At 70.4% G+C, this 12,479-nt stretch carries 12 protein-coding genes and 1 tRNA gene; 6 read left to right on the forward strand and 7 right to left on the reverse strand.

Annotation, left to right across the window (positions count from 1 at the left end):
- Nucleotides 1-939 (forward strand): right-handed parallel beta-helix repeat-containing protein (locus D7V88_RS32055; RefSeq protein WP_208726601.1); only part of this gene is annotated, 939 nt, incomplete at its 5' end.
- 83 nt (nucleotides 940-1,022) lie between these two features.
- Here the strand turns inward: D7V88_RS32055 and D7V88_RS32060 are convergent.
- Nucleotides 1,023-1,094: transfer RNA gene (locus D7V88_RS32060), tRNA-Cys, on the reverse strand.
- Nucleotides 1,095-1,245: 151 nt separating this feature from the next.
- On the opposite strand from D7V88_RS32060, the gene D7V88_RS32065 reads away from it, so the two are divergent.
- From D7V88_RS32065 to fdxA, 4 genes are all read left to right on the forward strand, one after another.
- Entirely contained in the window at nucleotides 1,246-2,397 is a 1,152-nt protein-coding gene (locus D7V88_RS32065) for an acyl-CoA dehydrogenase family protein (RefSeq protein ID WP_120544424.1), read from the forward strand.
- Between the two features lie 111 nt (nucleotides 2,398-2,508).
- The gene (locus tag D7V88_RS32070) at nucleotides 2,509-2,859 is read left to right on the forward strand and encodes a rhodanese-like domain-containing protein (protein WP_120544425.1); all 351 of its coding nucleotides are present in this window, start codon (nucleotides 2,509-2,511) and stop codon (nucleotides 2,857-2,859) included.
- 69 nt (nucleotides 2,860-2,928) lie between these two features.
- Nucleotides 2,929-4,017, forward strand: a complete 1,089-nt coding sequence (asd, locus tag D7V88_RS32075) for an aspartate-semialdehyde dehydrogenase (RefSeq protein WP_120544426.1) — start codon at nucleotides 2,929-2,931, stop codon at nucleotides 4,015-4,017.
- A 108-nt stretch (nucleotides 4,018-4,125) separates the two neighbouring features.
- A complete protein-coding gene (fdxA, locus tag D7V88_RS32080; RefSeq protein ID WP_120544427.1) occupies nucleotides 4,126-4,467 on the forward strand; it encodes a ferredoxin FdxA in 342 nt (113 codons plus the stop codon).
- A gap of 103 nt (nucleotides 4,468-4,570) precedes the next feature.
- Here fdxA and D7V88_RS32085 read toward each other — a convergent pair whose 3' ends face one another.
- Complete coding sequence (locus D7V88_RS32085; protein ID WP_244238511.1) at nucleotides 4,571-5,212, reverse strand: hypothetical protein; 642 nt, start codon at nucleotides 5,210-5,212, stop codon at nucleotides 4,571-4,573.
- 342 nt (nucleotides 5,213-5,554) lie between these two features.
- Nucleotides 5,555-6,607, reverse strand: coding sequence for a hypothetical protein (locus D7V88_RS32090; RefSeq protein ID WP_120544429.1), 1,053 nt, complete (start codon nucleotides 6,605-6,607; stop codon nucleotides 5,555-5,557).
- Nucleotides 6,608-6,903: 296 nt separating this feature from the next.
- On the opposite strand from D7V88_RS32090, the gene D7V88_RS32095 reads away from it, so the two are divergent.
- Nucleotides 6,904-7,383, forward strand: coding sequence for a GNAT family N-acetyltransferase (locus tag D7V88_RS32095; RefSeq protein WP_120544430.1), 480 nt, complete (start codon nucleotides 6,904-6,906; stop codon nucleotides 7,381-7,383).
- 17 nt (nucleotides 7,384-7,400) lie between these two features.
- Here the strand turns inward: D7V88_RS32095 and hrpB are convergent, their stop codons facing one another.
- The 4 genes from hrpB to D7V88_RS32115 form a co-directional block, all read right to left on the reverse strand.
- Nucleotides 7,401-9,965 (reverse strand): ATP-dependent helicase HrpB, encoded by a 2,565-nt coding sequence (hrpB, locus tag D7V88_RS32100; RefSeq protein ID WP_120544431.1) that lies wholly within the window; start codon nucleotides 9,963-9,965, stop codon nucleotides 7,401-7,403.
- 45 nt (nucleotides 9,966-10,010) lie between these two features.
- Nucleotides 10,011-11,198, reverse strand: coding sequence for a hypothetical protein (locus D7V88_RS32105; RefSeq protein WP_120544432.1), 1,188 nt, complete (start codon nucleotides 11,196-11,198; stop codon nucleotides 10,011-10,013).
- Between the two features lie 39 nt (nucleotides 11,199-11,237).
- A complete protein-coding gene (locus D7V88_RS32110; protein WP_120544433.1) occupies nucleotides 11,238-11,933 on the reverse strand; it encodes an HAD family hydrolase in 696 nt (231 codons plus the stop codon).
- Nucleotides 11,934-11,998: 65 nt separating this feature from the next.
- Nucleotides 11,999-12,479, reverse strand: a 481-nt coding sequence (locus tag D7V88_RS32115) for a HEAT repeat domain-containing protein (RefSeq protein WP_158625202.1), incomplete at its 5' end; no start/stop codon positions are given.

Consider the following 12,479-nt stretch of genomic DNA (forward strand, 5'->3'; position numbering starts at 1 on the left):
GGTGGGGCGGGCATCACGACGTTCAACAACGCCCGCGGCGCCACCATCGAGAACAACAACATCCACGACTTCGTGCGGACCACCGGCAACCAGGACTCGCACGGCATCGTCGTGCAGCCGGCGTCCTACGACGTGACGGTGCGCAACAACGACATCCACGACAACTCCGGTGACTCCGTGCAGTGCCTGGGGCCCGAGGGCTTCAGCACGCTGCCGCCCGCCACGGGCGTCCTGGTGGAGAACAACCACCTGTTCGGCAACCGGGAGAACGCCGTGGACATCAAGACGTGCCACGACGTCACCATCCGCAACAACCGGATGCACCGCTTCGTGCAGTCGTCCACGGCCAAGGGCGAAGCGCTCGTCATCCACTACTCGGCGAAGAACGTGCTGGTGGAGGACAACGAGCTGTACGACGCCTCCAAGGGCATCGCCGTGGGCGGCAACCACGAGGGCCCCGTGCCCACGTCCGTCGTCCTGCGCCGCAACCGCCTGCACGACATCACCGACGCGGGTGGCGGTGAAGGCACGGCCATCCGCCTGGAGAACTCCCAGGGCACGGTGGTGGCCAACAACACCATCACCCGCGCGAAGTCCGCCATCATCCTGGGCCACGGCACCGGCGGCCCCACCGAGTCGCTCCGCGTGGAGAACAACCTCGTGGATTCGCCCATCGCCGTGGACGTGGGCGGCCAGGCCCCGGGCCTCCAGATGGGCTCCAACCTCTATCCGGCGGGGGCCCAGTTCAAGCACAACGGGCAACTCGTGGCCCTGGACGCCTTCAAGGCCGCCATCGGGGATGCCACCTCCAACGGCGGGGACGTGACGGTGTCGGACGTCTTCGCCCCGTCGCCCTCCGCCCAGGACAAGGGCCTGGACGTGGGCCAGCCCTTCTGCGGCGCGGCCCCGGACATTGGCGCGGTGGAGCTGGGCTGCTAGGCCGGGCTCCCAGCGCCTTCCCGGCTGGAAAAAACAGAAGGCCCGATGCGGAAGCTGCTTCCGCATCGGGCCTTTGTCTTGAGAGGCGCCACCCGGATTCGAACCGGGGAATGAAGGTTTTGCAGACCTTTGCCTTACCACTTGGCTATGGCGCCGGAAGCAGTTGGGGCCGGGTTTATACGCAGCCCCGTGCGATGCGGTCAAGGAAGCAACAGCATCCAGCCCCGCTTCTCGTCCCGCTAGCATGCGGCGCGGGGCGTCAGGCCCCCGGGCCCGTGGCTCGGAATTCCAAGGAGACGGCACACGATGCTGCATGGCCATGGAGTGTTCCTGGAGGAGCACGAAGCCTTCCGTCGCACGGTCCGGGCGGTGGTGGACAAGGAGCTGCGCCCGTTCGCGAACGCGTGGGAGGAGCGGGAGGAGTTTCCCCGGGAGCTCTTCCGCCGCTTCGGCGAGCTGGGCTTCCTGGGGTTGAAGTACCCGGAGGCCCAAGGGGGCACGGCCGCGGGCGAACTCTACGAAGCGGTGCTCCTGGAGGAACTGGGCCGGTGTGGCTCCGGGGGCGTGGCCGCCGGGCTGGGGGCGCAGTTCACCATCGCCACGGGGCCGCTGCACCTGTTCGGCACGGAGGCCCAGAAGCAGCGCTGGCTGGCCCCGGCCATCCAGGGGGAGAAGATTGGCGCCCTGGGCATCACCGAACCGGACGCCGGCTCGGACGTGGCCGGCCTGCGCACCACGGCCCGCCGCGAGGGTGACCACTACGTCGTCAACGGCTCCAAGACGTACATCACCAACGGGGTGCGGGCGGACTTCGTGGTGCTGGCGGTGAAGACCGACCCCGAGCGGGGTCACAAGGGGCTGTCCATGCTCGTCGTCGAGCGCGGCATGCCGGGCTTCGGCGTGGGGCGGAAGCTCCAGAAGGTGGGCTGGCGCGCGTCGGACACGGCGGAGCTGTTCTTCGAGGACTGCCGCGTGCCGGCGGAGAACCTGCTGGGGGTGGAGGGGCAGGGCTTCTCGCAGATCATGGGCAACTTCCAGTGGGAGCGCCTGTCGCTCGCCCTGGGCGCGGTGGGCGCCATGGACGACATGCTGGAGACGGTGCTGGCGCACGTGAAGGAGCGCCGTGCCTTCGGCCAGACGCTGGGGCAGTTCCAGGTCATCCGCCACAAGCTGGCGGAGCTGTACACCGCCCGAGAGAGCGCGCGTCAGCTCACCTACCACGCGCTGCGCCTGCACGTGGCGGGCGAGTACGCCGTCGCGCAGACCTCCATGGCCAAGAAGGTGGCCACGGAGACGTGCTGCCGCGTGGCCGACGAGTGCCTCCAGCTCCACGGGGGCGCCGGCTACATGATGGAGTACGACATCCAGCGTCACTGGCGCGACGCGCGGCTCGGTCCCATTGGCGGCGGCACGAGCGAGGTGATGAACGAGATCATCGCCAAACAGCTCGGGCTCTGAAGCGAGGGCCTCCCGGCTTGTCCCAGGCAGCAGGCGGGCAGGCGGGCGGGAAGAGGGGAAAAACCTCCTTGGTTCATGTTCGAAGGAACATGACGTCTCGGGGAGGCCCCGGTGGAGCCCACCATCATTTGCGATGAGCTGTTCATGCGTCTGGGGGACGAGGATGTGCTCGTCCTGGATTGTCGGGACGCGATGGACTGGGAGCGGTTTGAGATCCACATCCCTGGTGCGCTGCGCATGACGGCCTCGGAGATCATCCGTGACCTGGCGATGCTGCCGGACGACGAGCTCATCGTCCTGTGTGGCACCACCCAGGACTGCGCCGACATCCGCCGCATCTGCCGCGTGCTGAGACTGCGGGGGCGCAACGCCGTGTGTCTCACCGGCGGGCTCCACGCCTGGGTGACGGGGGGCTATCCCACCGAACGCCACGTGCGCGCCCAGTCCCACGCCCACCGCTGAGCGGTGGATGCGGCGCGTCGTGAAAGGGTGTAAGGAGCGGCCTGCCGCCCCCACCGGAGAACCTCCACGATGGCCAAGCTTCGCGCCGTACTCATTGGCGCCACCGGACTCGCGGGCCAGCAGTTCATCGCTGCCCTGAAGGACCACCCGTTCATCGAGCTGACCGGGCTCGCCGCGTCGCCCCGTTCCGCCGGAAAATCCTACGGAGATGCCCTGCGTGCCTCCAACGGAATGCAGGCCTGGTTCGTCCCGGAGCCGCTGCCGGAAGCCATCGCCCGGATGACGGTCATCAGCGGCGACGCGGTGCAGGCGAAGGACTACGACATCGCCTTCTCCGCCGTGGAGGCGGACGTGGCGCGCGAGCTGGAGCCCCGGCTCGCCCGCGACATCCCGGTGTTTTCCGCCGCGAGCGCCTTCCGCTACGACGATGACGTGCCGCTGCTCATCCCGCCCATCAACGCGGCCCACGCGCCGCTCATCCAGGCGCAGCGCAAGCAGCGCGGTTGGAAGGGCTTCATCGTCCCCATCCCCAACTGCACCACCACCGGCCTCGCCGTGACGCTGGCCCCTCTGGCCGAGCGCTTCGGCGTGAAGGCGGTGCTGATGACCAGCCTCCAGGCCATGTCCGGCGCCGGCCGTTCGCCCGGCGTCATCGGTCTGGACATCCTCGACAACGTCGTGCCCTACATTCCCAAGGAGGAGCACAAGGTCGAGGTCGAGACGAAGAAGATCCTCGGCTCGCTGGACGCCGCGGGCGCGGCGCTCACCCCGCACGACGTGCGCGTCTCCTGCACCTGCACCCGCGTCGCCGTCCTGGAGGGCCACACCGAGTCCGTCTTCGTGTCGCTCAGCAAGAAGGCCACCGTGGCGGAGGTCGCCCAGGCGATGCGTGAGTGGAAGGGCGCCGAGGTGGCGAGCAACCTGCCGTCTGCTCCGCCCCGGTGGATCGAGGTGCTGGATGACCCGTTCCGTCCCCAGCCCCGCATGGACCGGGACACCCACGGCGGCATGGCCACCACGGTGGGCCGTATCCGCGAGGATGGTGTCCTGGAGAACGGCTTCAAGTACGTGCTCGTCTCCCACAACACGAAGTTTGGTGCCGCGAAGGGCGCCATCCTCGTGGCGGAGTTGCTGCGAGCGCAGGGCTTGCTGGGCTGACAGGGGAAAGTGGCCGGGAAGAGCCCTAAATTCAGGGTGCCACCCCGGTCGCAACCATCTACTGTGCGCGGCCACGGACGCGCGGAATTCCGCACAGAGGAGATTTAAATGGCTTACGTCGTCGCCGACCCTTGCATCAAGTGCAAGTACACCGACTGTGTCGAGGTGTGCCCGGTCAACTGCTTCTACGAGGGTGAGAACTTCCTCGTGATCCACCCGGACGAGTGCATCGACTGTGGTGCCTGCGAGCCCGTCTGCCCGACCAAGGCGATCTTCCCCGAGAGCGAGCTGCCGGCCCAGTGGAAGGAGTACCAGGCACTCAACGCGGACCTCTCCGGCAAGTGGCCCAACATCGCGGAGAAGAAGGCGCCCCTGCCCGAGGCCGAGGATTTCAAGGAGAAGCAGGGCAAGCGCGCTCAGTTGAGCCTTGAGGGTGGCACGAAGAAGTAGGGCGCCGCGCCGCTCGTGTGCGCCCGTGCAGGTGAAGGCCCTTGCGCCCCATGGCGTGAGGGCCTTCGTCATTCGTGGCACCCGGTGGCGACGCGCATCCGGCTCACTCCGCCCGCAGGACGCTGAGTCGTAGGCCCCGGGCCTGCAGCGCGTCGCGAAGCCGCGTCACGTCCTCCGTGGGCACGGGCCCGTGGCGTCCCTGGATGCGCAGCGCCACCTCGCGTGGGCCGGTGCGCTCGACCTCCACGGTGGCCTCCATCGAACCGCGCAGGCTCAAGGCCAGCGCCGGCCGCTGTGACTTCACGAAGACCTCGATCTTCTCGATGAGGGCCAGCGTGGACTCCACTTGTGCGACGGGTGAGTCGGACGGGCCAGCGCCTTCAGGAGACCCGGCCGCCACGCTCCGGCTTTCGGCCGACGACGTCCGGAGGGGGCTTCCAGTGCCGCCGTCCTCACGTGTCCGCGCGGGCGTCGATGCGGGGGGCGTGGCCGGCCGGGGTTCAGCGCGAAACGTGCGATCCAGTTCGCGGGCGATCAGCTCCGAGGCCCGGTGGTGCGCCTGCTTCCGGCCCTCGGCCTGGGCCTCCTGGCGCACGGTGCCCAGTCGCTGCGTCTCCACGTGCATGCCCTGCCGGACCTGGCGGAGCGTCTCAGGACTTCCGAGCGCGCGGTGCGCGGTGGCGATGACGGCCGCCGAGGCCCGGACCCCTGGCACTCCGGATGGTGCCCGCGCTGTCAGGCCCATGGCGCCAGGGGGGACGGTGGGACGGGAGCCCAACGATTTCGGAGGTCCCCCCACGGGAACCGTTCCGGGCCGGGGTTCGGGACGTCCCCGGGAGCCACCGCGTCCGGGAGTCTGCTGGAGGACCTGCTGGAACGCCTCCTTCTCCGGGGGGACCTTTTCGTGTCCGGAAGGGGCATCGGGACCTTCGACCTTCATGGCGTGCCTCGCGCGTAGGGAATGCGCGGGCATCAGCAGCGGTCGTGCCACCGTGACGGGCGGCCCCTTCAAGAGGGGCGGGACTTCAAGGCTGCGCCCCGGAGGCGTTCGCCTCCGGGATGGGCGTGCGGGGCGCGGGACGGCGTGTCAGCGCTTGCCGCCGAAGCCGCCCGGCTGGACGGGCGCGGTGCCCGTCAGGTCGTTGAACGCGAGCGGGCAGGCCGCCACGGCGGCGGGATCCGCCAGCGCGGCGTTCTGGGTCCAGTCGCGGTCCTGGAAGAGGAGCGCGTCGCGCACCTCCAGCTCCTTGAGCGCCTTGCGGTACTCCCAGAAGCGTCCGCGCAGCAGCACCCGGGTGCCCTTCGGCAGCGTCGCCAGGTCCATGTACTGCGCATCCTTCAGCCGCGCCGTGATGGTCACCGCGGGGCGCAGCTTCGGCTTGCCGTAGGTCAGTCCGCTGAGCATGCCGTCCTGGGCGGGATCCGGCAGGTAGTAGACGAGCCGGGCCACGAGCGCGGGCGGCTCAGGAGGCGGGGCATTGCGGCCCTTCTTCTTCTTGGGCTTCTCCAGCTTCGCGTCGACGAACTCCAGGCCTCCGAAGCCCACTTCCTTGTCGAGGTAGTCGTCGCGGAACTTCGCGTCCGCCACGCTGGCGGCGGTGGTGTTGGCCTTGAGGACCTCCACGTCGTAGCGCTCGAGCATGGCGGGCAGCGTGAAGAAGAAGCTGTCCACGGGCTTCACGCCGTCCGCGGCGAAGCGCAGCTTGCCCACGTCGAGCGGCGGGTAGTACGGCGCGAGCGCCACCGCCGTCTGCAGCCACTCCGCCGGCAGCTTCTTGTCGATGAGCACCCGGCGCATCATCGACACCAGGAACATGCTGGCCGGGAAGCGCGGCGTGGACAGCTGCGTGTTCACGGTCTGGAGCAGCGCCGGATCCACGAAGAAGTTCTCATCGCGCTTGTGCAGGAACGGAGCGGATTCGCCCACGACGGTGAGCAGCGCGCCCACCAGTTGGGCGCAGCCCGGGTCGGACGTGCCGTTGGTGAGGGCCTGGTACACGCGCGAACGGAGGAAGCGCTTGTCCATGTCCGCTTCGCGGAACACGGGCGGCTCACCCGTTCCGAAGAAGAACTCCTTCTGGGCGAGAGCGGGAGACGACAGCAGGCTCAGGGACAGGGCGAGGAGGGCTCGAGAACGCATCGGCCTGACCCTACCATGCCCGCCCCGGAGCGATCCTCCCCCGAGCGCGTCGGCACATGCTCCGCGTGAAACCGTGGGAGGGGCCATCCGACGCGTCAGGTATTGCAACCGGAGGACCCGATGCGGCGGGGCTTCCGTGACTTTCAGCGCTGCCTCCAGGGGGCAGGGGACGGAGCGACCGCGCGGGAGGCGTGCCGGGCCGGAGTCGGCCTTGTCCTCCGGAGGGGACTTCTCACGGGGCCGCGTCTTTTTCCGCCTGTCGGTGGCGCGGCCTTTTGTGTACCTTGCCCAGCGATATGCCGACGCCTCCCGAGACCACCCCGGCACCCGTCACCATCGCCCAGATCAAGGACGAGGCGGAGCTCTTCCAAGCCCTCGCCATCCGCGAGGTGGTGTTCATCGAGGAACAGCACGTTCCCGAAGGCATCGAGCGCGACGCAGAGGACGCGCAGGCGTACCACGTGCTCGCCTACCAGGGCGGGCACGCCATCGGCACCGGTCGGCTGGTGAAGCTGCCGGAGCCGCCCGCGGGACAGACGGGGACGTGGGGGCAGATTGGCCGCATGGCGGTGCTCCAGGCGCACCGCAAGTCGCGCGTGGGTTCGTTGCTGCTGACGACGCTGGAGGATGAGGCGCGTCGCCGCAACGTGCACGGCATCATGCTGCACGCCCAGCTCTACGCGCTCGACTTCTACAAGAAGCACGGCTACCAGCCGGTGGGCGCCGTCTTCGACGAGGCCGGCATCGACCACCTGGAGATGCACAAGCGGCTGTAGCCGCCGTGCGGTGCGCTTCAGCGCCTCGGAGGACGGGGCGCGGGCGGTTCGGCGTGGCGCGGATCCTCCGGCCACGAGTGCCGGGGGTACTTGCGGCACAGCTCCTTGCGGATCGCCGGGTAGTGCCGCTCCCAGAAACCCGCCAGGTCGGTCGTCACCTGGACAGCGCGCATGTTGGGGGCCAGCAGGTGCAGCACCAGCGGCACGCGGCCCGCGCCCACGCTGGGGCCCTGGGCCAGTCCGAAGAAATCCTGCAGCCGTGACTCCACCCAGGGCGGCTTGCCCGGCTCGTAGTGCACCTTCACGCCGCGCCCGCCGGGCAGGGTGACGCGCTCGGGGGCGTGGTTCGCCAGCAGGCGTTGCTGCTCCTGCGTGAGGCGCGTGTAGAGCGCGTCCAGCAGCGACACACCCTCCAGGTCGGAGAAGCTGCGCGCGCCCACGCACAGGGAGGCCAGGGCATCGCGCAGGAAGGTGGCATCCACGGCGGGAAAGCCCGCTTCGGGGAAGGCCTTGGCGAGCAGCGCCACGCGGGTGCGCCACTGCTCCAGCGCCTCGGGTTCCGCGAAGCGCTCCGGACCCGCGGCGAGCGCCGCCTCGGCCAGCACGCGCGCGGCCGCCTCGGAGGGAGGGGCGGGGGTGCGCGTCTCCTCCAACATGAGGTTGCCGTACGCCAGCCGGGTGAGGCGCTCCACGCGGCGCGCATCCGGGTTCCACTGGAGGGTGTCCACCTCTTCCAGGGCGTCGGGGTAGAGGTCCAACAGCCACTCGGCCTCCACCGCGCTGGCGAGCCGCACGACGGCGCCGCGGCCGGGACGCTCCTCGGCATCCACGGCGACCATCAACTCCGCGTCCTGGACGACGCTGAATTCGGAAAGGCTGGTGGTGCCGCCGCCGAACATGAGCAGCTCAGGGGAGCGGGGCCGCCGCCTGCGCGCCACGCGGTCCGGGTAGCCCGCGAGCACGCTGAGCATCAGGGCCTGCTCCACGTCCTCGGGACGGCCGGGTCGCGAGCCCTGCTCCCGCACATTGCGCCGGAGCTGCTTCTGCACGCGCTCCACGGACTGCACCGCGCCGGCGTCCAGAGAGAGCGACTGCAGGCGGCCGGAGGAGAAGCCCGAACGTCCGGCCTCGCGGAAGCGCTCCAGCAGCTCCAGGAGGTCGGAAGGGCCGCTGACGATGGCTGCCGCACGACCTCCGCCACCCAGATTGGCGCGGGCCTCGCGGCGGATGTCCCGTTCGCCCATGAGCGCGGCGAGCAGCGCGGCATCGGCGCCGACGCCCCGGCGTTCCCCCTCGACGATGACGCGGGCCTGCCGGGGGTGGACGGGGAAGCGCAAGAGCCGCTGGCCCACGTCCGTCACCTTGCCCTGGGCATCCACGGCGCCCAGCCGGCGCAGCAGCGTCTCCGCGGCCTCCATGGCGGGCGCGGGGGGCGCTTCGAAGAACGGGAACGCCGCGAGGTCCTTCACGCCCGAGGCGCGCAGCGACAGCACGGTCTCCGCCAGGTCGGTGCGGCGGATCTCCGGGGCTTCCTGATCGGGCCGTCCGTCGAAGTCGTGCTGGGTGTAGAGGCGCACGCAGTGGCCCGCGCGCGTGCGGCCCGCGCGGCCTGCGCGCTGGGTGGCGGAGGCCCGGCTCACCTTGCCCAGCTTGAGCTGCGGCAGTCCGGACCAGGGCGAGTGGGACGCCACGCGCGCCAGGCCGCTGTCGATGACGACCGCGACGCCGTCGATGGTGACGGAGGTCTCCGCGACGTTGGTGGACAGGATGATCTTCCGGCGGGAGCTGCGGCGCACGGCGCGATCCTGCTCGGCGGGGGACAGGTCGCCGTGCAGCGGGAGCACGTCGGCGTCGTGGCGTTCGGCGAACTCCGCACAGGTGTCGCGTGCACGGCGGATCTCCCCCGCGCCGGGAAGGAACACGAGCACGTCACCGTCGACGCCCTGGGTGAACAGGCGCTTGAGCGCGGAGAGCACCTGTTGATCCAGGTGCCGCTCGTCCGGAGCGGAGAGGTATTCGACGCTCACGTCGAAGCGGCGGCCCTCGGAGCGCAGCGAAGGCGCACCGCCCAGGTACGCGCGGACGGGCTCCGCCTCCAGGGTGGCGGACATCACGACGAGCTTGAGGTCGGGCCGTGCGGTCTCCTGGAGCCTGCGCAACAGCGCGAGCGAGATGTCCGCGGACAGGTGCCGCTCGTGGAACTCGTCGAGCACGACGATGCCCACGTCGCGCAGGGTGGGGTCTGTCAGCAGCCGTCGTCCGAGCACGCCCTCGGTGACGAAGGACATGCGGGTCTTCGGTCCGCGCACGTCCTCGAAGCGGACCTGGTAGCCCACGGTCTCGCCCACGCGCTCGCCAATCTCCTCGGACACGCGTTGCGCGGCGAGCCGGGTGGGCAGCCGTCGGGGCTGGAGGACGACGATCTCCTTCCCCTGACCCAGGCCGGCCTCCAGGAGCGCCCGGGGAACGCGCGTCGTCTTGCCCGCGCCGGGAGGTGCTTCCAGCACGAGCGACCGCGAGCTCCGGAGCGTGGAGACGATGTCGGGCAGGAGGATATCGATAGGGAGGGCGACGTCCGCCATGTCCGGGTTCCTCTTCACGGCGGGGCACTCACCGCACGGCGGGTTTCAGGGCGTCCCTGTCTCGGACGGGTCGGTCTTCTTGCGGCGGCGGGGACGAACGGCCTCCGGTGGTGCTCCGGAAGTCTCCTGCTCCGGTACCGGAGCAGCCTCCGCCTGGGCGGCGGGAGGCACCGGATTCTTCGGGGGCCGACCCCGCCGAGGACGCACCTCGACCGGAGCCGCCTCGGAGTCCGGAGCGGAAGCCTCCGCGGCGGGGAGTGCATCCTCGCCACTCTCGGAAACGGGAGCCACCTCCTCGGAGGCCACGGGGGCGGAGGCCCGCCGCCCCTTGCGATTCGCCGGAGGAAGGGGAGCGGCCTCGACCGTGCCCTCCTCCTCGGACGCATCCGCCTGGGGATCCGCGGCACCCTCGCCATCCGCCGCCGGGTCGTCATCGACGGGCGCCTCATCCTCCGGACCGTCGAGCGCGTCTTCCTGCGCGGAGTCCACGTCGTCCCCGTACGGATCAAACCCGTCCTCGGCGGAGAGGGCGAGCGAACGACCCGCGCGCTTCCGGGGCTTGAGGGTGAGGCCCGCGGCCTCGAAGACTCCCGGAACGGGGACGAGCGCGGCCTCGGCGAGCAACCGTCCCTGCCGCAACGCGACGTCCAGTCGCCGTCCCAGCGACACCAGGGCCTCGCGGAGCGCGGCCTCTTCGTCTGGAGGCAGAGGGGTAGGGGACAGGCTCGCGTTCCACGCGGCGAACGTCGTAGCCACCAGCTCTACGACGGGGCGGACCATCGCGAAGTCGTCGCGGGAGAAGATGCGGGTGACGTAGGAACTCTTGAACCGGCGCTCGTAGGACGACGCGTACTCGTTCACCAGCTCGAGGGGGGCCCGCCGGAGCTGCGGGAACTTGATGTGGGGGAAGAGGGCCTCGATGACCGGGGCGCGGCTGCTGGCGGTGAAGGTGATGCCGGCGTGCAGCTTCTCCAGTGCATCCACCCACCGGCCCTGCTGATCGAACGAGAACTCCTCGCGGGCCTCATCGAGTTCGGGCAGGTCCTTCACCTGTTCGAGCAATCTGCCCGCCGGCTCCCGGGCCTCGCGCAGCCGCTCCAGCGCGGAGGCGAGCCACTGCTTCTCGGCCTCCAGCCCCGGCCTGCCGACGACCATCTCCTCCGCCGTGGCGAGTCGGGCCTCGAAGGCCTCGGCGAAGCGGATCAGCTCATAGGATTCGAGCGTGGACGACATGCGTGGACTCCTCGGAGGGGCGGCGGAGATAGCACACCTTCACCGTCCGACGAGCAGGGCCTCCATGGCTTCGGGGGCGGAGAAATCCGCGAAGGCCCATTCGGCGCCAGCGTCGCGCAGCGCCTGGGGCGTGAAGTTACCCGTGCCGACGCCAATCGTCTGCGCGCCAATGCCCTTGGCGGCCGCGACGTCCTTGGGCGTGTCGCCGATGATCACCACCCGGCATGCCTCCAGGGGGTGGCCCAGTTGCGCCGCTCCGGCCTGGGCGCCATGCCGGATGAGCGCGACGCGGTCCTCGAAGTCGCACCCGAAGCCGCCAAAGGCGAACTGATCATGGATGCGAACGCGCTCCAGCTTCACCCGGGCGCCCGCGCGCACGTTGCCGGTGCCCAGCCCCACGGCGAAGCCCGACCGTGAGCGCGCCTCCAACACGGCCTCGCGCATGCCGGGGTGCAGGCGGTATTCGCGCTCGTCGACCTTGGGGACCTCCTCGGCCAGGTGGGCGACATACGCGTCGACGACCGCGCTGATGGTCTCCTCGGTGACGGGCACGCCAATGATTCCCAGTCCCATGCGGACGATGGCCCGGTCCGTCATCCCGGACATGCTGAAGCCGTCGCACGCGTCGCGGCGCTGGTGGAGGCGTTCGAAGGCCAGGGCCATGGAGCGACGCCCCGCGCCACCAGTGGTGACGAGGGTGCCATCGATGTCGAAAAGGAGGACGGTGGGGCGCATGGCCCCTCATCTAACGGAAGGCCCCGCCCGACGCGAGCCCCGAGCGAGCCGCCCGGGAGGGGGCTTCAGGGTTCGGCCAGTGTGAGCCCCTGCTGGAGGGCCTCGCGCACCTGGGGCACCTCCTCCCGAGGGAGCCGTTCCTCCAGCGCCTCCCGCACCTGTTGGCCGCCCAGCCGGCCGAGCGCCTGGGCCACCGCCGCGCGAATCCGCACATCCTGGTCCTCCAGCCGCGCCCGCAGCGCGGTGACGGCCTCGAACCCCAGGCATTGACCGAGCGCCGCGGCGGCCCGGGTGCGGACGTCCGCGGGCCGCTGCGGATCCTCCATCATCGCCTGGAGGGTCGGCCCTGCCTGGGGGGCTTCCACCAGGGACAGCGCCGTCACGGCCCGCATCCGTTGCGCATCGGGGACGCTGGGATCCTCCGTGAGCGCCGCGAGCACGGGCACCACCTCGGGCCCCAGCCGGCTCCAGGCCGTCCCTCGCACCGAAGGCTGCGCGAGCAACCTCAGGGCCTCGTCGCGCAAGGGGCCGGGAGCGGGGGCCACC

It is taken from the genome of Corallococcus terminator (genome assembly GCF_003611635.1).
Classification (GTDB): domain Bacteria; phylum Myxococcota; class Myxococcia; order Myxococcales; family Myxococcaceae; genus Corallococcus; species Corallococcus terminator.

What these genes read in the sequence shown, in the direction of transcription:
- D7V88_RS32090 (WP_120544429.1), bottom strand. Translation starts at nt 6,607, where the DNA reads ATGCGTTCTCGAGCCCTCCTCGCCCTGTCCCTGAGCCTGCTGTCGTCT.
- asd (WP_120544426.1), top strand. Translation starts at nt 2,929, where the DNA reads ATGGCCAAGCTTCGCGCCGTACTCATTGGCGCCACCGGACTCGCGGGC.
- fdxA (WP_120544427.1), top strand. Translation starts at nt 4,126, where the DNA reads ATGGCTTACGTCGTCGCCGACCCTTGCATCAAGTGCAAGTACACCGAC.
- D7V88_RS32095 (WP_120544430.1), top strand. Translation starts at nt 6,904, where the DNA reads ATGCCGACGCCTCCCGAGACCACCCCGGCACCCGTCACCATCGCCCAG.
- D7V88_RS32065 (WP_120544424.1), top strand. Translation starts at nt 1,246, where the DNA reads ATGCTGCATGGCCATGGAGTGTTCCTGGAGGAGCACGAAGCCTTCCGT.
- hrpB (WP_120544431.1), bottom strand. Translation starts at nt 9,965, where the DNA reads ATGGCGGACGTCGCCCTCCCTATCGATATCCTCCTGCCCGACATCGTC.
- D7V88_RS32085 (WP_244238511.1), bottom strand. Translation starts at nt 5,212, where the DNA reads ATGGGCCTGACAGCGCGGGCACCATCCGGAGTGCCAGGGGTCCGGGCC.
- D7V88_RS32105 (WP_120544432.1), bottom strand. Translation starts at nt 11,198, where the DNA reads ATGTCGTCCACGCTCGAATCCTATGAGCTGATCCGCTTCGCCGAGGCC.
- D7V88_RS32110 (WP_120544433.1), bottom strand. Translation starts at nt 11,933, where the DNA reads ATGCGCCCCACCGTCCTCCTTTTCGACATCGATGGCACCCTCGTCACC.